The organism is Streptosporangium sp. H16 (assembly GCF_051918855.1).
In the GTDB taxonomy this organism is placed as follows: Bacteria; Actinomycetota; Actinomycetes; order Streptosporangiales; family Streptosporangiaceae; genus Streptosporangium.
Map to the genome: position 1 here is coordinate 71,093 of NZ_JBPXMD010000003.1, position 25,191 is coordinate 96,283.

General features: G+C 71.3%; 27 protein-coding genes. 10 read left to right on the forward strand and 17 right to left on the reverse strand.

Annotated elements, in window-relative coordinates; translation table 11 throughout:
* Nucleotides 1-52: 52 nt before the first annotated feature.
* The 9 genes from ACTOQ2_RS06105 to ACTOQ2_RS06145 form a co-directional block, all read right to left on the reverse strand.
* Nucleotides 53-928, reverse strand: a complete 876-nt coding sequence (locus ACTOQ2_RS06105; protein WP_440098744.1) for a hypothetical protein — start codon at nt 926-928, stop codon at nt 53-55.
* Between the two features lie 98 nt (nt 929-1,026).
* Nucleotides 1,027-2,418 carry an MFS transporter gene (locus tag ACTOQ2_RS06110; RefSeq protein WP_440098745.1) on the reverse strand — a complete coding sequence of 464 codons (1,392 nt, stop codon included), beginning with the start codon at nt 2,416-2,418 and terminating at the stop codon, nt 1,027-1,029.
* On the reverse strand, nt 2,415-3,320 hold the full coding sequence (locus tag ACTOQ2_RS06115; protein WP_440098746.1) for a M43 family zinc metalloprotease: 906 nt from the start codon (nt 3,318-3,320) through the stop codon (nt 2,415-2,417). Before ACTOQ2_RS06115 ends, ACTOQ2_RS06110 begins: the two co-directional genes overlap by 4 nt.
* Before the next feature lie 120 nt (nt 3,321-3,440).
* Nucleotides 3,441-3,692 (reverse strand): DUF3039 domain-containing protein, encoded by a 252-nt coding sequence (locus ACTOQ2_RS06120; RefSeq protein ID WP_329091055.1) that lies wholly within the window; start codon nt 3,690-3,692, stop codon nt 3,441-3,443.
* 222 nt (nt 3,693-3,914) lie between these two features.
* Nucleotides 3,915-4,493, reverse strand: coding sequence for a YqgE/AlgH family protein (locus tag ACTOQ2_RS06125; protein ID WP_389922645.1), 579 nt, complete (start codon nt 4,491-4,493; stop codon nt 3,915-3,917).
* 166 nt (nt 4,494-4,659) lie between these two features.
* A complete protein-coding gene (locus ACTOQ2_RS06130) occupies nt 4,660-6,072 on the reverse strand; it encodes an NAD-dependent malic enzyme (RefSeq protein WP_362850780.1) in 1,413 nt (470 codons plus the stop codon).
* 211 nt (nt 6,073-6,283) lie between these two features.
* Nucleotides 6,284-7,225 (reverse strand): tetratricopeptide repeat protein, encoded by a 942-nt coding sequence (locus ACTOQ2_RS06135; RefSeq protein WP_440071804.1) that lies wholly within the window; start codon nt 7,223-7,225, stop codon nt 6,284-6,286.
* A gap of 46 nt (nt 7,226-7,271) precedes the next feature.
* Nucleotides 7,272-8,939: an acyl-CoA mutase large subunit family protein gene (locus tag ACTOQ2_RS06140; protein WP_440098747.1), complete on the reverse strand. Its 1,668-nt coding sequence runs from the start codon at nt 8,937-8,939 to the stop codon at nt 7,272-7,274.
* A gap of 179 nt (nt 8,940-9,118) precedes the next feature.
* A complete protein-coding gene (locus ACTOQ2_RS06145) occupies nt 9,119-9,652 on the reverse strand; it encodes a MarR family winged helix-turn-helix transcriptional regulator (RefSeq protein ID WP_440098748.1) in 534 nt (177 codons plus the stop codon).
* 291 nt (nt 9,653-9,943) lie between these two features.
* Between ACTOQ2_RS06145 and ACTOQ2_RS06150 the strand changes: the two genes are divergently transcribed.
* Both ACTOQ2_RS06150 and ACTOQ2_RS06155 read left to right on the forward strand, forming a co-directional pair.
* Complete coding sequence (locus ACTOQ2_RS06150; RefSeq protein WP_440098749.1) at nt 9,944-11,359, forward strand: hypothetical protein; 1,416 nt, start codon at nt 9,944-9,946, stop codon at nt 11,357-11,359.
* Between the two features lie 55 nt (nt 11,360-11,414).
* Entirely contained in the window at nt 11,415-12,092 is a 678-nt protein-coding gene (locus ACTOQ2_RS06155) for a DUF4230 domain-containing protein (protein WP_362850789.1), read from the forward strand.
* A gap of 66 nt (nt 12,093-12,158) precedes the next feature.
* On the opposite strand, the gene meaB is transcribed toward ACTOQ2_RS06155, so the two are convergent.
* Nucleotides 12,159-13,103 (reverse strand): methylmalonyl Co-A mutase-associated GTPase MeaB, encoded by a 945-nt coding sequence (gene meaB, locus ACTOQ2_RS06160; protein ID WP_440098751.1) that lies wholly within the window; start codon nt 13,101-13,103, stop codon nt 12,159-12,161.
* Complete coding sequence (locus ACTOQ2_RS06165) at nt 13,100-14,287, reverse strand: acetyl-CoA C-acetyltransferase (RefSeq protein ID WP_440098752.1); 1,188 nt, start codon at nt 14,285-14,287, stop codon at nt 13,100-13,102. The genes meaB and ACTOQ2_RS06165 overlap by 4 nt, the downstream gene beginning before the upstream one ends.
* Before the next feature lie 83 nt (nt 14,288-14,370).
* On the opposite strand from ACTOQ2_RS06165, the gene mce reads away from it, so the two are divergent.
* Both mce and ACTOQ2_RS06175 read left to right on the forward strand, forming a co-directional pair.
* Nucleotides 14,371-14,832, forward strand: coding sequence for a methylmalonyl-CoA epimerase (mce, locus tag ACTOQ2_RS06170; protein WP_440071810.1), 462 nt, complete (start codon nt 14,371-14,373; stop codon nt 14,830-14,832).
* A gap of 157 nt (nt 14,833-14,989) precedes the next feature.
* Complete coding sequence (locus tag ACTOQ2_RS06175) at nt 14,990-16,270, forward strand: DivIVA domain-containing protein (RefSeq protein ID WP_440071811.1); 1,281 nt, start codon at nt 14,990-14,992, stop codon at nt 16,268-16,270.
* A gap of 152 nt (nt 16,271-16,422) precedes the next feature.
* On the opposite strand, the gene ACTOQ2_RS06180 is transcribed toward ACTOQ2_RS06175, so the two are convergent.
* The 3 genes from ACTOQ2_RS06180 to ACTOQ2_RS06190 all read right to left on the reverse strand — a co-directional run bounded on the left by ACTOQ2_RS06180 (nt 16,423) and on the right by ACTOQ2_RS06190 (nt 18,472).
* Nucleotides 16,423-17,214, reverse strand: a complete 792-nt coding sequence (locus tag ACTOQ2_RS06180) for an alpha/beta fold hydrolase (protein WP_440098753.1) — start codon at nt 17,212-17,214, stop codon at nt 16,423-16,425.
* Nucleotides 17,215-17,361: 147 nt separating this feature from the next.
* Nucleotides 17,362-18,075 (reverse strand): alpha/beta hydrolase, encoded by a 714-nt coding sequence (locus ACTOQ2_RS06185; protein WP_440098754.1) that lies wholly within the window; start codon nt 18,073-18,075, stop codon nt 17,362-17,364.
* 76 nt (nt 18,076-18,151) lie between these two features.
* Nucleotides 18,152-18,472 (reverse strand): ATP/GTP-binding protein, encoded by a 321-nt coding sequence (locus tag ACTOQ2_RS06190; RefSeq protein WP_440071814.1) that lies wholly within the window; start codon nt 18,470-18,472, stop codon nt 18,152-18,154.
* Nucleotides 18,473-18,759: 287 nt separating this feature from the next.
* Between ACTOQ2_RS06190 and ACTOQ2_RS06195 the strand changes: the two genes are divergently transcribed.
* From ACTOQ2_RS06195 to nucS, 5 genes are all read left to right on the forward strand, one after another.
* Nucleotides 18,760-19,200 (forward strand): hypothetical protein, encoded by a 441-nt coding sequence (locus ACTOQ2_RS06195; RefSeq protein ID WP_440098755.1) that lies wholly within the window; start codon nt 18,760-18,762, stop codon nt 19,198-19,200.
* A 2-nt stretch (nt 19,201-19,202) separates the two neighbouring features.
* Nucleotides 19,203-19,661 (forward strand): winged helix-turn-helix domain-containing protein, encoded by a 459-nt coding sequence (locus ACTOQ2_RS06200; RefSeq protein ID WP_440098756.1) that lies wholly within the window; start codon nt 19,203-19,205, stop codon nt 19,659-19,661.
* Nucleotides 19,658-20,536: an ABC transporter ATP-binding protein gene (locus ACTOQ2_RS06205; protein WP_440098757.1), complete on the forward strand. Its 879-nt coding sequence runs from the start codon at nt 19,658-19,660 to the stop codon at nt 20,534-20,536. The genes ACTOQ2_RS06200 and ACTOQ2_RS06205 overlap by 4 nt, the downstream gene beginning before the upstream one ends.
* The gene (locus ACTOQ2_RS06210; protein WP_440098758.1) at nt 20,533-21,687 is read left to right on the forward strand and encodes an ABC transporter permease; all 1,155 of its coding nucleotides are present in this window, start codon (nt 20,533-20,535) and stop codon (nt 21,685-21,687) included. Before ACTOQ2_RS06205 ends, ACTOQ2_RS06210 begins: the two co-directional genes overlap by 4 nt.
* Nucleotides 21,688-21,831: 144 nt before the next feature.
* Nucleotides 21,832-22,491 (forward strand): endonuclease NucS, encoded by a 660-nt coding sequence (gene nucS, locus ACTOQ2_RS06215; protein ID WP_440087263.1) that lies wholly within the window; start codon nt 21,832-21,834, stop codon nt 22,489-22,491.
* A gap of 85 nt (nt 22,492-22,576) precedes the next feature.
* On the opposite strand, the gene ACTOQ2_RS06220 is transcribed toward nucS, so the two are convergent.
* From ACTOQ2_RS06220 to ACTOQ2_RS06230, 3 genes are all read right to left on the reverse strand, one after another.
* Nucleotides 22,577-22,966: a glutaredoxin domain-containing protein gene (locus tag ACTOQ2_RS06220; protein ID WP_362679970.1), complete on the reverse strand. Its 390-nt coding sequence runs from the start codon at nt 22,964-22,966 to the stop codon at nt 22,577-22,579.
* Nucleotides 22,967-23,250: 284 nt separating this feature from the next.
* Nucleotides 23,251-23,475, reverse strand: a complete 225-nt coding sequence (locus ACTOQ2_RS06225; protein WP_344919209.1) for a DUF397 domain-containing protein — start codon at nt 23,473-23,475, stop codon at nt 23,251-23,253.
* Nucleotides 23,476-23,499: 24 nt separating this feature from the next.
* Nucleotides 23,500-24,222 (reverse strand): DUF5753 domain-containing protein, encoded by a 723-nt coding sequence (locus tag ACTOQ2_RS06230; RefSeq protein ID WP_440098759.1) that lies wholly within the window; start codon nt 24,220-24,222, stop codon nt 23,500-23,502.
* 45 nt (nt 24,223-24,267) lie between these two features.
* Between ACTOQ2_RS06230 and ACTOQ2_RS06235 the strand changes: the two genes are divergently transcribed.
* On the forward strand, nt 24,268-25,110 hold the full coding sequence (locus ACTOQ2_RS06235) for an ABC transporter ATP-binding protein (protein WP_440098760.1): 843 nt from the start codon (nt 24,268-24,270) through the stop codon (nt 25,108-25,110).
* Nucleotides 25,111-25,191: the final 81 nt, after the last annotated feature.

Consider the following 25,191-nt stretch of genomic DNA (forward strand, 5'->3'; position numbering starts at 1 on the left):
CTCGTGCCGGTGATTCTCGAAGCCGGAAACCCCGGAACCGCGCGAGACCCCCTCAGCGCAGGCCCGCGATCACCGTGTCGATCTCGGCCCTCGACACGGGATCGTCCGGCTGGGTCATCGCGACCACGACCACCGGGCGCGCCCCGGCCCCCGTCAGAAAGACCACGCGCAGGTACGCGGGCCGGTTAACCACGTCCAGGTACTCCGCGCGCAGGGAGCGGGTGTGCCCGGTACGCGCCCCCACGGTGATCTCCGTGTCGTCCACGACCTTCACCTCGTCGCCGTGGAGCAGGAGCCGCGCGTACAGGTCGCTGAGCTCGGCGGTGGTGGCGCGCACGTCGCTCACCGGCTCCGCGGGCATGACCATAACGGTCGTGTTGACGCCGTCGCCCGCGGCCGAGGTGAAGTCCGTGACCGGTGGCACCGTACCCGCGAGCCAGCGGTCGGGCAGCGGGTAGCTGACCCCCGCGACCGGGTCGGTCACCCGCCCCGGCGGCGGGGAGGGCAGCGCCCGCAGCGCCAGCACGACCACTCCGGCGATGACGCCGCCTCCAACGGCCAGGGCGAGCAGTACGAGCAGCACGCGTCGCAGGCGCCCCGGACGGCGCTCGGGAGGCGCGATGGGCGTGCCGTACCAGCGGGCCGAGGGTGGGAGGTCGTCGCCGGGCTCGGGGATGCGGGGAGGCCACGTCAGGCTGGAGCGGGCATCGGGCGGCTCGGACGGCTCGTCCTCCGGCGGCGGCCAGGGGCGGTACTCGTCGTCCTCGGGCGCCGGCCAGGGACGGCGCTCGTCGTCGAGGTCCGGATCCGAGCGCGGCCACACCTCGTCCTCGGCCGCCCGCGCGGCCCTGCGGGCCCGCCGGGACCGGCGGCCACCGCCACGGCCGGACTCGTCGGGCGGGTCCGACCGGCGAGGTCGTTCGTGCACGGGACCTCCTCCAGGCGGCGACGGTCCTACCGTCCTACCACGCATCCCGCGGCGTGACCCGGCTATGGGTGATCGCTGTTACGGGAGTGACCAATGAGTCATGGGATGTCCCTCATGCGCCGGGCCACGACCGTCCCGAAGAGCCCGATGGAGGCCATCAGCACGACGATCGTGGTGTAACCGGTGGCGATGTCGTCGTGGCCGATCAGGTTGACCAGGCCCCCGCCGACGCCGATGGTGATCGCGCTGCCCAGGGTGTCGACGACCTGGAGCGCGGCGGAGTTGGCGCCCTGCTCGGCGTCGGGCGACTGGCGCAGCGCGGTGACGTTGACGCTGGTCATGCCGAGGCCCATGCCGAACCCGGCGACGACCCAGGCGGGCACGATGACCCAGCCGCCGACCCCGGGCACGAGGGCGAGCAGGGTCGTCAGGATGCCCACGGTGATCGCCGCGGCGCCGATCCGTACCAGCAGCGGCCTGTCGTACGAGCGGCGGGTCTGCAGGTAGGAGCCGGTGCTCCAGCCCAGGGCGCCGAAGGTGAGGGCGACCCCGGCCGCAGCGACGGAGAAGCCGTGCACCTCGGTGAGGAACAGCGGGATGAAGGCGTTGACCCCGAAGAACGCCGAGGCGAACACCCCGCGCATCATGATCGTGGTGGGCAGGCCGCGGCCGAACCTGAGGGCCCGGGGAGGCAGCAGCCTCGGCAGGCCCGCGGCGAGGGCGGCCAGCCCCACGACGGTGGCGATCCCGCCCGGTACGGGGGTGTCGTGGAGGTGGCTCACCCCGTACAGCAGGATTCCCGCGCCGCACGCCGTGGCGGTGGCGGCCAGAGTCATCGCCAGCGGCCTGGAGCGGGGGCCCGTGGAGGGCGTGGGCGCCGGGGAGTGTCCGCCGATGCGCAACGCGGGCAGGAGCATCACGAGGGCGGGGACGACCAGCGGCACGATGCCGTAGAAGACCCATCTCCATCCGGCGGTCTCGGCGATGAGCCCGGTGAGACCGGGCCCGACGACGGCGGGGAGCACCCAGGCCGCCGACAGCGCGGCGAACACCCGGGGCCTGGTCGCCGGGACGTAGACCCGCGCGATCATCACGTAGATCGCCACGATGACGGCGCCGCCGCCGAGGCCCTGCACGACCCGCGCGACGATGAACAGTTCCTTGGACCCGGCGGCCCCGGCCATGGCCATACCGGCGGTGAACAGCCCCACGCCGAACAGGAACGGCCAGGCGTGCCCCCGCCGGTCGGACCAGAGCCCGGCGACGACGTTGGCGAGCAGGCAGGCGATGAGGAAGGCGGACAGGCTCGCCCCGTACAGGTCGAGGGCGTCGAGGTCCTCGGAGACGGCGGGCATGACCGTGCTCACGGACATGCCCTCGAAGGCGATCAGCGTGACGACGAGCAGGATGCCCAGGGAGGCGGTCCGGTATTCGGGACCGAAGATCCGGGGGGTTTCGTATGGAGCGTCGGCTGTCTTCGGTGCTGTCACCCGTCAAGGGTAGTGTCCGCTCCCCGGCCTCGGTAGACGGCCCATATCTCCTGCATCCTGGCGGCCTGACCAGGGGTGAACCCGGACATGCAGCGGTCGTCGGAGTAGTCCATGAAGTTGTGGACCGGGTCGGGACCCCCGCCCTTGCACGTGTCCTTGATCAGCGGGCAGCCCTCGGTGGGCTGCCCCTCGGGTTCGGTGTCGGCCACGCCGTCGCCCGGCGGATCGCAGCCCTTCTCGAAGGTGTGCAGCAGCCCGAGCCAGTGCCCGATCTCGTGGACGCCGGTGTACCCCCGGTCGAAGCTGCGCATCGCCCCGCCGGGCAGGCTCCGCCAGTCGACGACCACGCCGTCGAGGCCGGGCTCCTTGCCGTACCCGTGGGGGTAGGTGGAGTAGCCGAGCACCAGCTCGCCGAGCTGGGCGAGATAGAGGTTGAGGGTCTCGGGGCCGCCCCTGCGCATCCGTTTGATCGATCGCTCGTGGGTGACGGGCTCGCGGAACCAGGCCGCGTTGGCGGTACGGGTGACGCCGTCCAGCCTGAACCGGATCCCGGTGTCCGCGCCGCCGAACCCCCCGGAGTAGGCGGCGTTGAGCGTGGCGATCTGGGCGCGCACGGCGACGTCGGGCGCGCCAAGGCGGCCGTCGGTGATGACGTGCACCCAGGTGGGCACGGTGATGGCCGCCAGTCGCGGGAGCGGGCTCGATCCGCGCCGCCCGCCGGCGCGCGCGGGTGACGGCACGGACGGCATCGACGACACGGGCGGCACCGGCGCGTGCTCCGCCGCCGCGGGACGGGCGAGCCGGGAGGCGTGGGCGCACCCCGGTGGCCCGGACGCGGCCGTACCGCCGGGAACGGCCGGAGCGGGAGGAGAGGCGCCCACCGTGAACAGGCATGCGGACACAACGGCGATCGCACGCCGAAACATGGACTCCCCCGACAGATCCCAGACGCTGGTCGTTCGCCGCCCCCCGGCGGCATCCCGACCGTAGCCTCATCTGTGGCGATCACCCATGAGCAACACTCACTCGTTGTTGCTGTCTTCACCCTTCGGCAGACCCGAGTAGATCTCCTTGCACTCCGGGCAGACCGGGAACTTCTGGGGGTCGCGGTTCGGCACCCAGACCTTCCCGCAGAGCGCGCGGACCGGGGTCCCGCTCAGCGCGCTCTCCATGATCTTGTTCTTCTCGACGTAGTGGGCGAAGCGCTCGTGGTCGCCGTCGCCGTGCGACAGGTCCGGCCGGACGTCGCTCTCAGGGAGAATCTTCGTACTCACCCTGGCGATTTTATGCCCGTACCACCGCGCTCGGGGCACCGGCGGCCGGTGGGTCGCGGAACACCTCCCACCGGCGCGGGCACGACCGCCGGCGCGGACCCGGCCACCGGCGCGGGCGCGGGCGCCCCTGACCGGCCCGGTGCCCGGGTGGCGGGATCCCGCGCGGGCCCGGCCGCGCCGGCCCGGCCACCTGGGGACGGCCGTCCGGGAGCGGCCGTCCGGCTAGTTCATCGACGGGTCGTCGGGACAGGTGGCCACGTAGGCGAGCTCGCCCCGCTGCCGACGCAGCACCGCCCGCCACAGCGACTCGGGCTCGTGGTGGAAGGTGTCACCGGGCTCCGCGTCCACGACGTACCAGGCGCCCTCGCCGATCTCGCTCTCCAGCTGGCCCGCCGACCATCCCGCGTACCCCGCGAAGATGCGCATCTGGGCGATCTCCCCGGCGAGGATCTCCGGCGGCGCGTCGAGGTCGACGGTGCCGAGCCTGGAGACGGCCGCGGTGCCCGCGTGCAGCCTCCGCCAGCCGAGCGGTTCCTGGCCGCTCGGGACGGCGGCCAGCGCCAGCGCGCTGTCGGTCTGGACGGGACCGCCCTGGAACAGCACGGACGGGCCGGTGACCATGGTGTCCCAGGTGGGGAGCACCTGGATCACCGAGATGTCACTCGGTCTGTTGAGCACCACGCCCAGGGTGCCGCCGTCGAGGTCGTGTTCCAGCACCAGGACCACGCTGCGCCGGAAGTTGGGATCTTCCAGTTGCGGCGTCGCCACCAGAAGCCCACCGACGTAGATCGCCTCCGCCATACCTCCATCATGAGGGGTGAACCCCCTTTCGCGCTGCTCCACCCGCTCTTCCGATGGTTCGGGCCTCACCCGGTGTCATGTGACGCGCGGGTGGGCGCACTCCTCGGGGCGGGACGGGAGCCGCGGGCACCGTCCACGCCTCCGTCAGGCCTCCGTCAGGCCTCCGTCATGCCTCCGTCATGCCCGTACGAGCCCGGCCACCGGCCGACTCGCGCACGGCCGCCGCGACGGCGCCCGACACGTCCGGGTGGAACACGCTGGGGATGATGTAGTTGGGGCCGAGCTCCTCGGCGGTCACCACGGCGGCCAGCGCCTTGGCCGCGGCCAGCAGCATCTCCTGGCTGACCACGGTGGCCTGGGCGTCGAGCAGGCCGCGGAAGACACCGGGGAAGGCCAGCACGTTGTTGATCTGGTTCGGGTAGTCGGAGCGGCCGGTGGCGACCACGGCGGCGTACTCGCGGGCGTCGTCGGGCGAGATCTCGGGCTCGGGATTGGCGAGCGCGAAGACCACGGCGTCCTTGGCCATCGTGGCGATGTCGTCGCCGTTGAGGATGCCGGGCGCGGACACGCCGATGAACACGTCGGCGCCCTTGACCGCGCCGCGCAGGTCGCCGGAGTAGCCCTCGGCGTTGGTGTGGTCGGCGATCCACTGGAGCGAGTCGTCCAGGTCCTGGCGGCCGCGGTGCACGGCGCCCAGGTAGTCGCAGACGACCAGGTTGCGGGCGCCCGCCGCGAGCAGCAGGCGCAGCACCGCCGTACCGGCCGCGCCCGCGCCCGCGAGGGCGATGCGGACCTCGCCCAGGTCCTTGCCGACCACGCGCAGCGCGTTGGTGAGCGCGGCCAGCACGCAGATCGCGGTGCCGTGCTGGTCGTCGTGGAAGACCGGGATGTCCAGCAGATCGCGCAGCCGCCGCTCCACTTCGAAGCAGCGCGGCGCCGAGATGTCCTCCAGGTTGATGCCGCCGAAGCCGGGGGCGATGATCTGCACCGTGCGCACGATCTCGTCGACGTCCTGGGTGTCCAGGCAGATCGGCCAGGCGTCGATGTCGGCGAACCGCTTGAACAGCGCGGCCTTGCCCTCCATGACGGGGAGCGCGGCGGCCGGGCCGATGTTGCCCAGGCCGAGCACCGCCGAGCCGTCGGTGACGACGGCGACGGTGTTGCGCTTGATGGTCAGGCGGCGGGCGTCCTCGGGGTTGCGGGCGATGGCCATGGAGACCCGGGCGACGCCGGGCGTGTAGGCCATCGAGAGCTCGTCGCGGTTGCGCAGCGGCACCTTCGACCGCATCTCGATCTTGCCGCCGAGATGCATGAGGAAGGTCCGGTCCGAGACCTTGTGGATGACGACGCCCTCGACGCCCTCCAGCTTGTCGACGATCGCCTGCGCGTGATCGGTGTCACGCGCGGCGCAGGTGACGTCGATGCGCAGCGTTTCATGGCCGGCCGTGGTCACGTCGAGCGCGGTGACCACACCTCCGGCCGACTCTACGGCGTGGGTGAGCTGGCTGACGGCATTGCCGCCGGCGGGCACCTCCAGGCGCACGGTGATGGAGTACGACACACTCGGCACGGTGGCCACAGCCAATCCGCTCCTTTGCGACTGACTTTGGTTGGGATGGTTTCCATCGTGCCATCCCGTGACGAGTGTGCGCGCCCAGGTCGGCGGACCTGCTCATATAGATGCGGTCACGACATACCCCACGCCACCGGGCTGTCACCCGGCCCTCGATCCGGACCGTGAGCCGGGTGCCCGGACCACCGATCGCCCGGAAAGTCCCTCGGAACAGGGCTCAGAACAGGGCGCTGGCCAGGTTCCTGCGGGCCCTGCCGATGGAGGGGTCGTCACCGGGGAGCGTGTCGAACAGGCCGAGCAGGTGCACCCTGGCCGTGTCGCGGTCGGCGCCCGAGGTGCGGCGCACCACGTCGACGAGCCGGTCGAAGGCCTTGTCCACCTCGCCGGAGAGCATCTCGAAGTCGGCGGCCAGGAGCTGGGCCTCGATGTCGGCGGGGTCGGCCAGGCGGCTCTGCAGGCCGGCCGGGTCGACGTCCTGGGTGCGGCGGATCAGGCCGAGGCCGGCCAGGCCCAGCTTGGCGTCCTGGTCGTTCGGCGAGCGGGCCAGCAGCCGCTCGTACGCGGCCACCGCGCCGTCGAGGTCACCGGCGTCGATGGCCTGCTCGGCGGCGAGCACGTCCGGGTCGACCGGGGGCTCCTGCGGCTGCTGCTCCTCCGCCCCGTTCGCGGCCTCCTCACCGGGGGGCGGGAGGTACTGGGCCAGTGCCTCCATCAGCTGCGACAGCCAGTCGCGCAGCTGCGGCTCGGTGGCGATGCCCGGGACGACGGCCACCGGCTGCCCCTGGAAGATCGCGTAGAGGGCGGGCACGTTCTGCACCCGCAGCGCCTGCGCGATCTGCGGGCTGAGCTCGACGTCGACCCTGGCCAGGACCCACCGGCCGGTGTTCTCCGCGGCCAGCTTCTCCAGCAGCAGGCTGTACTGCTTGGCCTGCTCGGCACGGGTGACGGTGAGCTCCAGCAGCACGAGGCCGTTCATGGAGCGTTCGACGACCTCGGTCGCGAAGTTGGCGTCGTCGATGTCGATGACCGGCGCCGGAACACCGCCGGTTTCCTGCGCGGTGGTCTCCCGCCGCGCCTGTGCCTCGAGTGCCTGCTTGCGGGCGCCGAGATCGACGGCGCCGTAGAGCGATCCGGGTCGAGTGAAGTCCGCTGGGCTCATGACTCCAATCCTGCCGTATCCCGGTCGATGCCCCGACGCGCCACCGCTAGAAGCGGGCCGGTTCGGTGTAGACGCCCCATTCGTCGCGCAGCGCGTCGCAGATCTCGCCCAGCGTGGCCTCGGCCCTGGCCGCGTCGAGCATGGCGGGGATCATGTTGCCCTCACCCCTGGCGACCTGCACCATCGTGGCCAGGGCGGCGTCCACGGCCGCCTGGTCGCGGGCGGCGCGGCGCTCGGCCAGGACGCGGTTCTGCTCGCGCTCGACCTCGTGGCTGACCCGGAGGATCTCCAGCGGCTCGTCGATGGAGGCCGTGTGGCAGTTCACCCCGACGATCCTCTTCTCGCCCTTCTCCAGCTTGCGCTGGTAGTCGAAGGCCGCCTCGGCGATCTCGGACATGAACCAGCCGTCCTCGATGCCGCGCAGGATGCCCGAGGTCATCGTGCCGTCCGAGCCCATCTCCCTGATCCTCGTGAAGATCGCCTCGGCCTCGGCCTCCAGCCGGTCGGTGAGCGCCTCCACGTACCAGGACCCGCCGAGCGGGTCGGCGACGTTGACGATCTCGGTCTCCTCCATGAGCACCTGCTGGGTGCGCAGCGCGATCTCCGCCGCCTTCTCTGAGGGCAGCGCGAGGACCTCGTCGAGCGCGTTGGTGTGCAGCGAGTTGGTGCCGCCGAGCACCGCCGCGAGCGCCTCGACCGCGGTGCGCACCACGTTGTTGTACGGCTGCTGCGCGGTCAGCGACACACCGGCCGTCTGGGTGTGGAAGCGCAGCCACTGGGCCTTGTCGGTCTTCGCGCCGTAGACGTCGCGCAGCCACCGCGCCCAGATCCGCCGGGCGGCCCTGAACTTCGCGATCTCCTCGAAGAAGTCGATGTGCGCGTCGAAGAAGAAGGACAGGCCGGGGGCGAAGACGTCGACGTCCAGGCCGCGCGACAGGCCCAGTTCCACGTAGCCGAACCCGTCGGCCAGGGTGAAGGCCAGCTCCTGGGCGGCCGTGGACCCGGCCTCGCGGATGTGGTAGCCGGACACGCTGAGCGGCTTGTACGCGGGGATCTCGGTGGCGCAGAACTCCATCAGGTCGCCGATCAGCCGCAGGTGCGGCTCGGGGGCGAACAGCCACTCCTTCTGCGCGATGTACTCCTTGAAGATGTCGGTCTGCAGGGTCCCGTTGAGCTTCCCGACGGGCACCCCCTGCCGCTCGGCGGCGACGACGTACATGCAGAAGATCGGGACGGCCGGGCCGCTGATCGTCATCGAGGTGGTGGTGTCGCCGAGCGGGATGCCGTCGAAGAGCAGGTCCATGTCCAGCGCGGAGTCGATCGCCACGCCGCAGTGGCCGACCTCGCCGAGCGAGCGCGGGTCGTCGGAGTCGCGGCCCATCAGCGTCGGCATGTCGAAGGCCACGCTCAGCCCGCCGCCGCCCGCGCCGAGAATCATCTTGTAGCGCTCGTTGGTCTGCCTGGCGTTGCCGAACCCGGCGAACTGCCTGATGGTCCACGCCTTGCCCCGGTAGCCGGTGGGGTGCAGGCCACGCGTGAACGGGTACTCGCCGGGCCAGCCGATGCGCTCCATGCGCGCGTCGCCGCCCTCGGGCCCGTAGACCGGCTCCACCTCGATCCCGGAGAGGGTGCGGAACTCCGCCTCGCGCTTGCGCGCCCCGTCGAACCGCGCCTGCCAGCGTGCCCGTCCCGCCTCGACCCGCTCAGCGTCCATGGCCAACCCCCTTGTACGGCATGTGGCTTCTTATCCGGCTTGTGGCCTCATGCAGATACTAGGACGTCCTACTAATTCTTGGCCAGGCATGCGGCCGCGCCGAGGTGGATCGGGAGGGCCGAGCCGGGTAAGAGCGGTCTCACCGCGACGCGCAGCGTCGCCTTCGGTACTGGTCGCCTTCAGTACTGAAAGTCGCCGGCGGCCACGCGGAGGGTTCTGAACAGGTCGAACATCTGGTCCAGCTTCGCCTCGTCGTACATGGGCATGGCGAAGTCGGCCTCCATCAGGTCGGCGGTCGCCCGGCGGACGGTCTCGCGGCCCCGGTCGGTGATCTCGGCGAGCACGCCCCGGCCGTCGCGGGGGTTGGGCATGCGCCGCACCAGACCGGCACGTTCCAGGCGGCTCACGGTGTTGGTCACGCTCGTGGGGTGGACCATCAGGCGCTCGCCGATCTTGGAGAGCGGCAGCGCCCCCGTCTTGCTGAAGGTCAGCAGCACCAGCGCCTCGTACCGGGCGAAGGTCAAGTCATGCGGTTTGAGCAGCGTGTCCAGTTGCGACAGCAGGATCTGGTGCGCTCTCATGATCGATGTGACGGCGGCCATGGCCGAGGAGGGCCCGAAGTGAACGCGCCACGTCTCCGCGGCACGTTCGATGGGGTCAAACGGGAGATTCAGCTGACCTGTAACCACAGGGCTACGGTAGCGCGGCCTCATCCCGGTTCGCCCATATACGTAGAGTCACCGGACTGATGGCTTCACCAAGAACCCGGACGCCAAACGTCACGCTCCGTTATGGTTCCCACATCGAATGGTGAGGCCGTGGCCAAGTGGCCACGATGACTCAGTCCGGCCTGCGGGGGACGCGAGCCGGACCGGCGCCGAGGGGACCGGCATCCGCACATTCACGGCACGGGGGGTGCTTGATGAACGACAACTTGACGGCGTTCGAACGCCGGACGGACTTCGGCTACACCGACGCGGCGTGGGTTCTCACCACGCCGGCCGGTGCGTGAGCACAGGGGCGTTTCACGCGAGGAACTCCAGCAGAGCGGACTGATGGCCGTCGCCATCCTGCTCGTGCTCGGGGTGGTCGCGGCGTGGAGCGTCCTGGTTCCCGGTGTCAGCGCGTGGGAGAACATCGTCGTCGCGGTGATCGGCTCGCTCCGGCTGACCGGCCCGGTGGCGGCCGCGTTCGCCGCCTGGGTGGCGGTGCGCAGGCGGCGCGGGACACGCGGGCGGTCGATGACGCCGTGGCAGGCGGTACGGGCGCCACTCGCGATCCTGGTGGTGTCGGGAGGCGCGTTCACCGCCACCGTCGTGGTCCTGGCGGTCAGAACCATGGTCACGGAGCAGGCCGGGCGGCTGCTGCCCAGCGGCCTGGTGATGGGCGCGGCCGGGCTGGCGCTGTACGTCGTCATCGGCTGGGTGGTCGGCTGGCTGTTGCCGTGGACGATCACCCCGGTCCTGGCCGGGCTCGGCTGCTACAGCCTGTTCACCTGGCTGTGCCAGGGGCCGGCCTGGGGCGACCGGCTCGCCCCCGCGACGCGGGAGCCGTATGACCCGTTCCAGGGGCTGAACGCGGCGGCGTTCACCGACCAGACGCTCTGGCTGGTCGGGATCAGCTCGGCGCTGCTGCTCGGCTGGGCGGCGGTCGTGACGCGCCAGGCCCTGGTGCTGGCCGCCGCGCTGATCGCGGTGCTGGCCGCGGGGACCGGCATGGCCCGGCTGTTCACCGAGCAGCAGCCGGTCTCGGCCCAGCAGGTCGTCTACAGCTGCCAGGAATGGCCGATCATGGTCTGCGTGCACCCGGGGATGCGCGCCGGCCTGCCCGAGCTGAGCGCGGAGTTCATCAAGATCGCGTCCCGGCTGGCGGGGACGCCCGGGGAGTTCTCCCGGGTGGAGCAGCACCCACGGCGCGACACCACCCCGGTCGCCGCGGGCGTGATCGCGATTCACGTCGACGACCTGGCGGCCGGGTTCGCCGAGAAGGCGGCCGACGAGTTCGTCGACGGCCTGGCCGCCCGGTGCGACGCCACCCCCGCGGCGGGCTACCGCGACATCGTGGCCGCGTGGCTGCGCGGCGAGCCGCTGCCCGGCGGCCCGCTCCCGGAACACCGCTACGCCGCGGCGTGGTTCTCCGGCCTCACGGACGTCCAGCGGCGCGACTGGCTCCGGCTCTCCTACGCCGACTTCACCGGTTGCCGGCTACAAAGCACTCACTTCGGGGGCCAGGCCGGGCAGACCTCTCAGACAGGGCAGACCGGGCAGGGGGCGGGGGGCGCCTCGACCGGCCCCGAACCCCGGCCCGGCACCGGTCACCAGGCACCCGGCGGGCTCCCCTCCCCTGGAGCGAGCACCCCGGGCGGCCCCTGGCGCGTCCCCTTCGCCGAAGGCGGCGCGCTCCCGTCGCCACGGGGATAGGAAGATCGGCATAGGCTCCGCGTGAGAAGGTCACCGTCCGGGGAAGGAGAGCGCTGTGAAAGCCTCCCAAGAAGCTCCGCCCGCGGCGCCCCAGGCGGCCCGACGCGGGCGCGGCTGGCGTTTCCTCGCCGGGCTGCTCGTCGTCGTCGTCCTTCTCGTCGTGGGCGCCCGCCTCACCTGGTCGTGGCTGAACCCGTTCGGCGAGGAGACGGTCGACCGCAGCCAGCCGGTGCTGCTGGAGTCCATCCACAACCTCAGCCGCTTCGAGGCCGCCACCGGCAACTTCCAGGTCGTGGTCGACCTGGAGAAGGACGCGGCCTTCCTGCCCGACGCGGTCAAGGGCAGCCGGACGCTCTTCGTCGGAGCCGGCGGCGTCGACGCCTACGTCGACTTCGGCGGCATCGCCGGCAACGCCCTGACGGTCTCCCCCGACCGTACCGAGGTCACGGTGAAGCTGCCCCGCGCCCAGCTGGAGAAGCCGAATCTCGACAACAAGCGCTCGTACGTCTACGCCCAGCAACGCGGTCTCTTCGACCGGGTCGAGGACCTGCTGTCCTCCTCCCCCGCCGACCAGCGGGAGCTCTACATGCTGGCCGAGAAGAAGATCGCCGAGGCCGCCCAGGCCAGCGACCTGCGCAACCGGGCCGACCAGAACACCAAGATCATGCTTGAGGGCCTGCTGAAGGGCCTCGGCTTCGAGAAGGTCACCGTCAAGTTCGCCGACGAGACCTGAGCCCCGGTGCCCGAGCCCCCGCACACGGGCTCGGACACCGGGAGACCCGGGAGACACAGACCTCGCTCAGCCCGCGGCGGCCAGGAGTTCGTCCGCCGCCGTGTAGGGGTCGAGTCCCGCGTCCAGGACGCGGGTGGCGAGGGCGTCGAGGCGCCGGTCGCCGTGCAGGTGGGCGAAGCGGGAGCGCAGGGCGGTGAGGGCGATCGCCTCGATCTCGTCCCTCGCCCTGGCGTGGCGGCGGCGGACGAGCTCGCCCGACGCCTCCAGATAGGCCAGGTGGTCGTCAAGGGCGCCGACCACCTCCTCGCCCCCCTCGCCCCGGTAGGCCACGGTCTGCACGATCGGCGGCCTCCAGGGCCGCTCGACCAGGGCGATCATGTTGCGGAGCTCGCGGACGGTGGCCTGGGTGCCCTCGCGATCGGCCTTGTTCACCACGAACACGTCGGCGATCTCCAGGATGCCCGCCTTGGCCGCCTGGATGCCGTCGCCCATCCCCGGGGCGAGCAGCACGACGGTGGTGTCGGCCATCGAGGCGATGTCCACCTCCGCCTGGCCGACCCCGACGGTCTCGACGAGGATGACCTCGCAGCCGGCCGCCTCAAGGACGCGCAGCGCCTGGGGCGTGGCCCACGACAGCCCTCCCAGGTGCCCCCGGCTCGCCATCGACCTGATGAACACGTCCGGGTCGGTGGCGTGGTCCTGCATCCGGACCCGGTCGCCCAGCAGCGCCCCGCCGGTGAACGGCGAGGACGGGTCGACGGCGAGCACGCCGACCCTCATGTCCCGCTTGCGGAACGCGTGGACCAGCATCCCGGTCGAGGTGGACTTGCCGACGCCGGGAGAGCCGGTGAGCCCGATGATCTGGGCCCGGTGCGGCCGGTCCGCGCAGAGCAGCCCGGTGATCTCCCGCAGTCGCGGGGAGCCGTTCTCGACCATGGAGATCAGCCGGGCCACGGCCCGCGGCCTTCCCTCCCTGGCCATCGCGACCAGGTCGGAGACCTCCGCGGTCATGCCGAGGGGACGCGGATGATCAGGGCGTCGCCCTGCCCGCCACCGCCGCAGAGACCGGCCGCGCCGAGGCCGCCGCCCCTGCGCCTGAGCTCGTGGGCGAGGGTGAGCACGATGCGGGCGCCGGAGGCGCCGATCGGGTGGCCGACGGCGATGCCGCCGCCGTTGACGTTGATCCTGTCGAGGGAGACGCCGAGCTCCTTGGCCGACTGGAGGACGACCTGCGCGAAGGCCTCGTTGATCTCCAGCAGGTCGAGCTCGCCGACCGAGAGTCCCTGCTTGCCGAGCGCGTGCTTGATCGCGTTGGCGGGCTGCGACTGGAGCGAGTTGTCGGGCCCGGCGACGTTGCCGTGGGCGCCGATCTCGGCCAGCCAGTCGAGGCCGAGCTCCTCGGCCTTGGCCCTGGACATCACGACCACCGCGCAGGCGCCGTCGGAGATCTGCGAGGCCGACCCGGCGGTGATCGTGCCGTCCTTGGCGAACGCGGGCCGCAGCCGTGACAGGATCTCGACGGTGGTGTCCCCGCGCACGCCCTCGTCGGCGGAGAAGACCACCGGCTCGCCCTTGCGCTGCGGGATGGCCACCGGCACGATCTCGTCGTCGAGCGTCCCGTTCTTGATCGCGGCCGCGGCGAGCTCGTGGGAGCGGGCGGAGTACGCGTCCTGCTCCTCGCGGGTGAGGCCGAGGCGCGCGTTGTGCCGCTCGGTGGACTCGCCCATGGCCACCTGGTCGTAGGCGTCGGTGAGGCCGTCGAAGGCCATCGAGTCGACGACGCCGGCGGAGCCGTACTTCACGCCCCTGCGCAGGCCGGGCAGCAGGTGCGGGGCGTTCGACATGGACTCCATGCCGCCCGCGACCACGATGTCGAACTCGCCGGCGCGGATGAGCTGGTCGGCCAGGGCGATGGCGTCCAGGCCGGAGAGGCAGACCTTGTTGATCGTCAGGGACGGCACGGTCATCGGGATGCCCGCCTTGACGGCGGCCTGGCGGGAGGGGATCTGACCGGCGCCCGCCTGGAGCACCTGCCCCATGATCACGTACTGCACCGCCTCGGGGGCGACGCCGGAACGCTCCAGCGCGGCCTTGATGGCGATGCCGCCGAGTTCGGCGGCCGACAGGCCGGACAGCGAACCGAGCAGTCTTCCGATGGGCGTACGAGCTCCGGCGACGATGACGGAACCAGACATGAGTGGAGCCTCCCTGGCGGGCTTGGGGCGACTTTGCCACCATACCCATGAGTACATCAGCGATCGCCATGGAGGATGTCCCTATGTTCATGCGCATCGATCATGTGGGAATCGCCTGCCACGACCTTGAGGAGAAGATCGCTTTGTTCGAGCGGATCTTCGAGCTCACGGTGGTGGCCCGCGAGGTGAACACCGAGCAGGGAGTGAAGGAGGCCATGCTGCACATCGCCGACGGCGAGGGCGGTGGATCTTATATCCAGCTCCTCGAACCGCTCGGCCCCGACACGCCGGTCGGCAAATTTCTCGCGAAGCGCGGGGAAGGTGTTCATCATGTCGCCTTCGGCGTCCCGGACGTCGTGCAGGCCCTGGAAAAGATCGACGACAGGGGTGTTCGCCTCCTCGACAAGCAGCCGCGCCACGGCTCCCTGGGCTCCTCGATCGCTTTTCTTCACCCCAAGGACGTCGGGGGAATGCTCACCGAACTCGTGCAGGCCGCGGAAAGGCAAGCCGAGGTCACGCCGAATGCAAGAAACGCTGATACGTAACAAGTCACGCATAAAGCCGGACGAGACCGCCAACTCGGCACCGGCGGAGTACGCTGGCGTACCACCGGACGTGGATCCCGCCCCGGCTCCCGCTTCGGATGCCTGAAACCCCCGTCCGGCCCGTGTAGCCGTCTCGACAACCCAGGATCGAGCCTCCATGCAGTCCGACATCGACGCCCAGCTCAACAACTTCTTTGAAGACGCCCCCGCTCGGGAATTCGACGTGGTGCTCCGTGGCTATGACCGGCACCAGGTCCACGACCACCTGAAGCAGCTCGACGGCGAGCTCCGGCAGTCCCGGGAGCAGGTTCAGGGCCTGCAGCGGGAGCTGTCCGACTCCCAGCGCCAGCTTCAGGAGCAGGAGCGCCCGACCTACTCCGGGCTCGGCGCCCGCATCGAGCAACTGCTCCGCCTGGCGGAGGAGCAGGCGACCGAGCTGGTCCAGGCGGCCAGGTCAGAGGCGAACGAGATCAAGGCGGCGTCCAAGGTCGAGGCCGCCGATCTGCGCGCCGCCGCCGAGAACGAGGCGGCCGAGAAGCGTGCCCTCGCCACCCGCGAGGTCGACGAGATGCGCACCAGCGCGGAGCGCGAGGCCGAGGAGATCCGCTCGACGGCCCGCCGCGAGGCCGACGAGCTGACCGCCACCACCGAGCGCGAGGTCTCCAAGCTGCGCGCCACCGCCGACCACGAGGTGGCGGAGAAGCGCGCCGACTCCGAGCGTGAGATCGCCAAGCTGCGCACCACCACCGAGCGCGAGGTGGCCCAGCTGCGCGCCTCGACCAAGCGCGAGCGCGACGAGGTCCTCACCACCGCCAAGCGCCAGGCCGACGAGATGCGCGCCCAGGCCCAGCGAGTGCTCGAGGAGTCCGAGGCCAAGCGGGCCCAGGACGAGGCGGAGTTCGAGATCCAGCTCGCCGCCAGGCGCGAGGAGGCCGAGCGCCAGGAGGCCGAGCGCCACGCCAACGCGCAGGCCGCGGCCCAGCAGCTGACGGCCACCGCCGAGCAGCGGGCGGCCACCGCCGAGCAGCGGGCCACCAAGGCCACGCAGCAGGCCGAGCAGACCCGTCGCGAGGCCGACACGCACGCCAAGCAGTTGCTGGCCAACGCGCGCAAGAACGCCGACCAGGTCGTCTCCGAGGCCAAGGCGAGCGCCGAGTCCATCGTCTCCGAGGCGAAGGCCGAGTCCGAGCGCAGCCGCTCGGTCGCCCAGCGCCAGGTCGACGAGCTGACCCGTCAGCGCGACAGCATCACCAGCCACCTCGCGCAGCTGCGCCAGCTGCTCGGTGGCGCGCCGCTCCCGGCCGCCGAGCCGGAGCCCGCGATCGCCGCGGCACCGCCGAAGCCGGCCATCCCCGCCGCCAACGGCGCCGAGAAGCCGGTTCCCGCGCCCGCCAGGGCCGAGACGAAGGACGACGACGCGGAGTGGTGGCAGGAATAGGCGGCCGCTGACTCCGGGGCGTTGGCGCGACGGCTACCAGAGAGCCTGGCGACCTTCACGGTCGCCAGGCTCTCTTCCTGTCTCGCTGTCCCCCGCCGAGTCGTCCCGGCCTGCCCCCGCCAGGTCGTCCCGGCCTGTGGCGCCGTCGCCGCTCACCCGCGAGGTGACGATCCCCCGGCAAGCTCGGCGACGAAGCCGGACACCGCCCGGTTGAACGCCTCGGGCTGCTCTACCGCGCTGAGGTGACCGGCCTTCTCGATCACGGCGAGCCTCCCGTCGGGCACGGCCTCGACCATCGCCCCCGCCTCGGCGAGCGGGGCGATCTCGTCCTCCTCACCCACGATCACCAGGACGGGCGTCTTGAGCGCCCGCAGCGTGTCGAAGGAGTCGGGGCGGCCCGCCATGGCCCGCTGCGCCCAGGCGACGGCCGTCGGCGGGGCCGACTGGACCAGCCCGCGCACCCGGCCGAACACCATCGCCCTGCGCCGCACGGTGGTCTGCCCGACCAGTCCGGGAAGCACCTCCCGCAGCAGGACGGACGTGCCCTCCTCCAGCACCGCGGCGGCGATCCGCTCGCGGTTGGACCTGGCGGCCTCCGGGTCGGCCCCCGCCTTGGTGTCGGCGAGGATCACCCCCAGCAGCCGGTCGGGGTGGCGGCGGCACAGGGCCATCGTCACGTAGCCCCCCATGGACAGCCCGCCGACGACCGCGCGGTCCACGCCCTCGCGGTCCAGCAGGCGTACGACGTCATCGGCCATCACGTCGAGGGAGGGCTCGTCCTCGCCCAGCACCGAGCCGCCGAAACCGCGCAGGTCGGGGGTGATGACCTTGCAGACCGTGGACAACCCCTCCCGCTGGGCCAGCCACATGGCCGACGAGAGGGGGAACGCGTGAAGGAGGACGACCGGAAGCCCCTCTCCCGCCGACCGTGTGTACAGCTGCACGCCGTCCACCGTATTCCCGGGGTCCCCTCCTGGCACCCCCGGTTCCACAACCGTTTATGACGTTGTGGTAACTCCGCCGTCAACGAACGGGACCCGCCCGGCGATACACGACGAAGATCCCGCGAGAGGTCCGAACCGGACAGGCTCCTAGGCCTCCGGGACCTCGGTGGGCAGGGGGTGGGCGGCCGGGTTCACCCGCAGGACGATCCGGTCGAGGACGATGCGCACGTACGGCTCGCCGACCCACAGGTGCTTGGCGTCGTCCACCCCGACGACCTCGGCCTGGGGCACCCTGGCGAAGCGCTCGCGGGCCTGCTCGGGACGCAGGTAGTCGTCGAACTCCGGGACCATCGCGGTCAGCGGGCGGCCGAACTCCGCCCACGCGTCGAGGTCGGCGTCGGTGGCCCGGTGCAGCGGCGGGGAGAGCAGGATCGCGCCCTCCACCAGCGGGTCGCGGCCCCACTTGAGCGCCAGCTCGGTGCCGAAGGACCAGCCGAGCAGCCAGACCCGGGGCAGGTCGTGGAAGTCGGCGTACTCCAGGGCCGCGGCGACGTCCAGGCGCTCGTCCTCGCCCCCGCCGAAGGCGCCCTGGGAGGTGCCCCGATCGGAGGTGGTGCCGCGCGTGTTGAAGCGCAGGACGGCCAGGTCGGCGAGGGCGGGCAGCCGGTTGGCCGCCTTCTTGTAGACGTGGCTGTCCATCATGCCGCCGTGGGTGGGCAGCGGGTGCAGGCAGACCAGCGTGGCCACCGGGGGCCGGTCGGCGGGAAGGGCCAGCTCGCCGACGAGCGTCAGGCCGTCGCCGGTGTGCAGCTCGATCGGCTCCCTGCGCGCGGGCAGCACCGTAGAGGCCCGAATCTCCATGTCTCTCCTCGAATCCGCTTCGGCCGGCCGACGTCAGCGCCGGTCGTGGCCAGTCGTGCCGGTCGTGACCGGCCGGTCAGTATCTGCTTCGGCCGGGACCGCGCCTGACCCGGTTGCGCCAGCACGCGGTGTGCCAGTGCCTGCGCTCGTCCTCCCCGCCCTGCCAGGCGGGCCAGCTGACCAGGTGCGGCAGGCCGGGCCTGATCTCCTGGTCGCAGCCGGGGCAGCGGTAGACCTTGTCCGCCGCGCCGCCGGTGACCCGGCGCACCTGCCAGTCGCCGTCGGGCCACTCCTCGGTACGGTCGAGGCCGGGCACGAAGCCGCCGACGGGACGGGAGTGCCCCCGGTTGCCACCTCGGTCGAAGGGGTCGGCGCGGCGGGCCTTGCGGGGGCTCACGGAAGGTCTCGGATGCTCCGGACCCACGCGGCGCCGAGGTCGTCCGTCCCGGTCCTCTCGGGCGTCCCGGTCACCTCGACCGCCTCAAAAGTGCTCGTCATCGCTCTCCCACCCTGCCCGCCAGGTCCGCCCCACATGGCGGACCGCCCTTTCCGGCATCGCAACAGTCTCCCAGAGAGGTACCGACTACCCCAAAAGCCGGTCGGGTGACAGATGAGCAGACAGAAAGTACTTGAACCAGAGTTGAGTAGTAATTACCATTTGAGGATGTGAGCGGAGGAGGAGACGTGAAGGACGAGATGACACCGGAGGAGGCCCTGCGGCGGATCGCCGAGGTCGACCGGCGCGCCCGGCGCCCGGCGCGCATCGTCGGCCTGCTCTACGCGGTCGTCGGCCTGGGCACGATCGTCTACTGGCCCGTCATGTTCCTCGGCCCCGCCTGGTCACAGGTCACGGCCGGGGTGGCGTGGATCGTGCTGACCGTCCTGTTCGTCGGATACCTCGGCGGCATGAGGGTCCAGGACCCGGAGGTCACCTGGGCCAACAAGTCGAACGGCCCCGTGACGATCTCGTACGTCGTCCTGACCCTGATCGTGTTCGTGTTCGGCGCGTTCCTCCGTCCCGACGACCCGGGCGTCGGCTGGAGCGCGGCGCTGATCGCGCTGTCGCTCTGCGCGGGCGTCCCGCCCCTCTACGCGGCGTGGCGCGTGCTGCCGGCGGGGCGGTGAGCGTGGCGAGCGACACAAACGGCGACACGAACGACGCGAACGGCACGAACGGCACGGAAAGGGCGGGCCACACGCGTCGTACGGGCGGCGGCGCGGGCCGGGCGGCGCGCGACGCGGGGAGCGCAGGAGGCGGCACGGGAAGCGCCGGGGGCGGCACGGGCTCGCACCCCCGCCACGACCTCGACGACGTCATCCACGCACCCGTCAGGCTGTCGATCATGGCCGCCCTCTCGGCCACCGACAAGGCCGAGTTCCGTTTCCTGCGCGACACGATCGAGGTCAGTGACTCGCTGCTCTCCAAGCACGTCATCACCCTGGAGGAGGCCGGCTACGTGCACGTGGAGAAGGCCTTCGTGGGTAAGCGTCCACGCACCTGGCTGGCCATGACCGACGAGGGCCGCCGGGCGTTCCATGACTACGTCTCCGTGTTGAGGCGCCTCACCGAGGGATCCCCCCAATGATCGAGATAGACGACCTGCACAAACGGTACGGCGACAAGGTCGCCCTGGACGGTGTGACGTTCTCCGTGAAACCGGGCGAGATGTTCGGCTTCGTCGGAGCGAACGGCGCGGGCAAGACCACCACGATGCGCATCCTGATGGGCGTGCTGACCGCCGACTCCGGCTCGGTGCGCCGCGACGGCAAGGCCCTGACGTTCGACGACCGGCGCCGGTTCGGCTACATGCCGGAGGAGCGCGGCCTCTACCAGAAGATGAGGGTCGCCGAGCAGGTCGAGTACTTCGGCAGGCTCAGCGGGCTGACCCCGAGCGGGGCCAGGAAGGCCACCGCCGACCTGCTCGAACGGCTCTCGCTCACCGAGCGCGCCAACGACGCGGTGGACGCGCTCTCCCTGGGCAACCAGCAGCGCGTGCAGCTCGCGGTGGCGCTGGTGCACGATCCCGAGGCGCTCATCCTGGACGAGCCCTTCTCCGGGCTGGACCCGCTCGCCGTCGACGCGCTGGCCGAGGTGCTCGCCGAGCGGCGCGCCGCGGGCGTGCCGGTGCTCTTCTCCAGCCACCAGCTGGACCTCGTCGAGCGGCTCTGCGACTCGGTCGGCATCATCTCCGCCGGCCGCGTGGTGGCCAGCGGCACGGTCGAGGACCTGCGCGAGCGGGAGGGACGCGGCCGGCTCAGGGTGGTCGTCAGGAACGCCTCCCCCGGCTGGGCCTCGTCCCTGCCGGGAGAGGTCACCGAGAAGGGCGACGAGGTCCTCGTCGCGGGCGTCGACGGCGACGGCCAGGAGATCCTGCACCTCGCGGTCAAGGCCGGACGGGTCGAGCACTTCGGCTGGCAGCGCCCCACGCTCACCGAGATCTTCAGGGAGGCCGTCGCATGAGCGGACTGTGGCTGGTCGCACGGCGGGAGATCGTCACGCGCAGCCGTACGAAGGCGTTCGTCATCGGCCTCGTGGTCAGCGCCGTCCTGGTCGCGGCCCTGGCGTTCCTGCCCAGGCTCTTCTCCGGGCCCGACTCCTACACCGTGGGACTCACCGGAGCGCAGTCGCAGGCACTGGGGCCGGCCCTGACCGCCGTGGCCAAGGACGTGAAGCTCACCGTCAGGGAGTTCCCCGACGAGACCTCCGCGAGCGGCGCGGTCACCGCGGGCGACGTGGACGCCGCCGTGGTGGACGGCCGCAGGGTGCTCGCCGACGGCGAGGTGGACCGCGAGCTCGGCCTGCTGCTGGAGACCGCGAACCAGACCGCCCAGACCCAGCGGCAGCTGTCCGAGGCGGGCCTCGACCCGGCCAAGGTGGCCGCCGCCATGCGGGTCGCCCCGCTGGAGCAGGTCTCGGTCGGCGCCGACGCCCGCTACGCGGACGTGCGGGTGGGCATCGCGTCCCTGCTGGTGATGGTGCTGTTCTTCCTGCTCATCTACTCCTCCATGTACGTCGCCATGGGCGTGGTCGAGGAGAAGGGCAGCCGGATCGTGGAGATCCTGCTCACCTCGGTCCGCCCCTGGCAGCTGCTCGGCGGCAAGATCGTGGGACTGGGCGCGCTCGCGCTGGCCAACATGGTCGTGATCATCGTGGCCGGTCTCGGCGCGGCGGCGGCGACCGGCCTCGCGGCCGACCTGCCCCCGGGCATGACGGGCATCGTGGTCAGCGCCCTGTTCTGGTTCGTCCTCGGGTACGCCTTCTTCGCCGCGATGGCGGCGGCGCTCGGGTCGCTGGTGTCCAGGCAGGAGGACGCGAACAGCGTCCTGACCCCGATGACGATGCTCATGATGGTCACCTACCTGGTCGCCTACTTCGCGGCGGTCCAGCCGAACAGCGCGGTGGCCAGGATCCTGTCGCTGGTGCCGCCGTTCTCCTCGATGGTCATGCCGGTCAGGATGGCCGGGGGCGAGGTGCTCGCCTGGGAGATCGCCGTGGCGGCGGTCCTGATGCTGCTGGCGACGGCGGGCACCCTGATGCTCGGCGCGCGCATCTACAGCCGCGCGGTCCTGCGTACCGGCGCCCGCGTGAAGCTCTCCGAGGCGATGCGCTGACCCCGCGGCCCTCCCTCTCGACGGACGTGACTCCCCGAGCCGTACGGCCGGGGAGTCCGTCTTCGTTCACCGGGCCGCCAGGTCGTCAGGCCGTCCGCCCGGATCACGGGGATCCGGGCCCCGTCCGGCCGATAGGGTTCGGTCATGCGTCTGGTCATAGCGCGGTGCAGCGTGGATTACGTCGGGAAGCTCACCGCCCATCTCCCGATGGCGCCCCGGCTCATCCTCATCAAGGCCGACAGCAGCGTCTCCATCCACGCCGACGACCGGGCCTTCAAGCCGCTCAACTGGATGAACCCGCCGTGCAAGCTCCGCGAGGAGGAGGGCACCTGGACGGTGACCCACGGCAAGACCGGCGAGAAGCTCGTCCTCACCATGGAGGAGATCATCCACGACACCAGCCACGAGCTGGGCGTGGACCCGGGCCTGATCAAGGATGGCGTCGAGGCCCACCTGCAGGAGCTGCTCGCCGAGCACATCACCACCCTGGGCGCGGGCTGGACGCTCGTCCGCCGCGAGTACATGACGGCCATCGGCCCCGTCGACATCCTCTGCCGCGACCACACGGGCGCTTCCGTCGCCGTGGAGCTCAAGCGCCGCGCGGGCATCGACGCCGTGGAACAGCTCACCCGCTACCTGGAGCTGATGAACCGCGATCCCCTGCTCGCCCCGGTCGGCGGCGTCCTGGCCGCCCAGAGCATCGCGCCCCAGGCCAAGACCCTCGCCGAGGACCGCGGCATCCGCTGCGTCACCCTCGACTACGACGAGCTGCGCGGCATCGAGCGCAACGACACCCTCTTCTGAGTTCCGGCGCCCGCGGCGCCGGCGGCCGACCTACCGGCGGGGATGTGCGCAACGCGATCCCGCGGCCGAGAGGGCGGCTGCTCCGTCAGTCACGCTCCCCGGCCGGCTTCCCGTTTCCTGGCGCCAGGTGGGGGGTGTACGTCCTAACCGCTTCGAGCAGCCGGGCCTTCGACGGGTTCACCATCGCCTTCCCGGCCACGGTCACCGTCGGTACGGTCTCGTTCCCGTCCGCGACCGAGCGGACGAACGCCGCCGCCTCGGGATCTTTCCAGATGTCGACCTCGCTGTAGCGCAGCCGCGTGAAACGCAGGCGCGTGCGCAACTTCATGCAGTACGTGCAACCGGGCCGCCAGTAGACGACCACGCCGCCGTGGTCCGCGTTCTCGTACGACGTCGCCCGGCCTCGGCGGGGCAGGTTCGTGACGACGAGCAACGCGACGGCGAGAACAAGGAGGGCGAAGGACACCGGGGACATGGGGGAAGTATCTCAAGCCGCTCGTGACCTGACGGCATGGACCTCACCGACCTCACCACCCGGCGCTTCGCGCGAACCAAGCTCGGGCTGTGCCTTCCGGGGCGCCGCCCCGGACCCCGGGCGAAGGGCCTTCCGGCCCCTCGCGCTCCCCGGTCGTTCTGCGGTTCCCCTGATGACGGCCCCTTTACAACGGGAACCCAGCCGATCATGCGACGGGGACGAAGGCCCCAGCCCGGACACCGCCAAAGCCCGGACGAGATCCCTGAAACGGAGTCCGACGACCGTTACGGCGTGCCGAACTCGCCGTCCAGCACTCCACCAAGGAACGCCGACCACTCCGCGGGCGTGAAGACCAGGGCGGGGCCGTTCGGGTTCTTGCTGTCGCGGACGGCGATGACACCGGGCAGGTTTCGTGCCACCTCAACGCAGGCGCCACCCTGGCCATTGCTGCGCGCGCTCTTGCGCCACTCGGCGCCCGACAGGTCTACAGGCTGATCGTTGACGGACATCCCCGCGTCCCTTCTCCCCGGCGGTCACTGCCCAAGCTCGGCCGCGATTTTCGCCAGGAGCGTCCTTGATGCCTCTACCGGCAGTGCGGCTGCGCGCAAATGGTCGAACATCAGCGTATACCGCTCGACTTCTGGAGTCTTCTCCAAATACAGGGTGCCGGTGGTGTACTCGATGTACACCACATCGGGATCGTCAGAGCCGAAACCCAGCACGTGGAACGGACCGTCCATCGCGGCGTGCGCGCCGACCGAGAACGGAAGGACCTGCAGCGTCACGTTGCGCAGCTCACTGGCCTCGACCAGCCGCAGGAGTTGCTCCCGCATGGTCTCCGGCCCGCCTACCGCGCGGCGGATGGCCGCCTCGTTGATGACCGCCCACAAATGTGGCGCTTCAGGACCCGTGAGGAGCTGCTGCCGCGCCAGACGAACGGCTATCCGCCGCTCGATGTCCTCATCTTCGGCGCCGATCGATCCAGCCCGATGCACCGCGCGGATGTAGCTCTCCGTCTGGAGCAGGCCAGGCACGAACTCGACCTCGTACACCCGCAGTGACGTCGCCTCAGACTCCAACCCCACGTACGCCTCGAACCATTGAGGCACCGCCTCTCCGTACGTGTGCCACCACCCGCGCTGCCGCGCCTCGCGGGCGAGTGTCAGGAGCCGGTCGGATTCCGGTGCCCGCACGTCGTAGACGGCGATGGAATGGCAGGGTCCCGTGTCCTCCGTTCGGTGGACACGGGGTTCCACCGAACGTTGGTGCCGCGAAAACCGTGTGAACGCGACGCTTGGGACATGCACACAGCGGTGAGAGCGAGAGGCCTGACCAAGCGCTACGGCGACGTCCAGGCCGTCGGGGGAATCGATCTCGACATCCACGCGGGTGAGGTGTTCGCGATCCTGGGCCCGAACGGGGCCGGGAAGTCCACCACGGTGGAGATCATGGAGGGACACCGCACCAGGGACGCCGGGGAGGTCAGCGTCCTGGGGGTGGACCCCGGCAAACCCACCCGCGCGTGGCGGTCGCGGATCGGCGTCGTGCTGCAGACGGCCAACGACGCGGCCGAGGCGACCGTACGGGAGACCGTGCGGCACTTTGCAGGCTACTACCCCGGGGGCAAGGACCCGGACGAGGTGATCGAGCAGGTCGGGCTCACGGAGAAGGCGGACCAGCGCATCCGGAAGCTCTCGGGCGGCCAGCGGCGCCGGGTGGACGTCGCGCTGGGGGTGATCGGCGACCCGGAGCTGCTCTTCCTGGACGAGCCGACCACCGGGTTCGACCCGGAGGCCCGCAGGCGGTTCTGGGAGCTGATCGAGGGCCTGGCCCGCGACGGCACCACGATCGTGCTGACCACCCACTACCTGGACGAGGCCGAGGCGCTGGCCGACCGGGTGGCCGTGGTCGCCGGGGGGCGGATCGTGGCCGAGGGCGAGCCCAAGACCCTGGGCGGCAGGGCCACCGCCAAGGCCCTGGTGAGCTGGTCAGAGGCGGGTGAACGCCGCTCCCTGGAGACGGACACGCCGACCGGGACGGTCCTGGAGCTGACCGGCCGCTTCGGCGGCGAAGTCCCCGAACTGGCCGTGACCCGCCCCACCCTGGAGGACGTCTACCTCCGCCTCATCGAGACCCCCGCCTGATCGTCTCCCGTACGAGCGCCGACCGATCCCCTGAGGTGATCAGCAATATGAGCCAGACCCTTGCCCGCCCTTCAGCCCCGG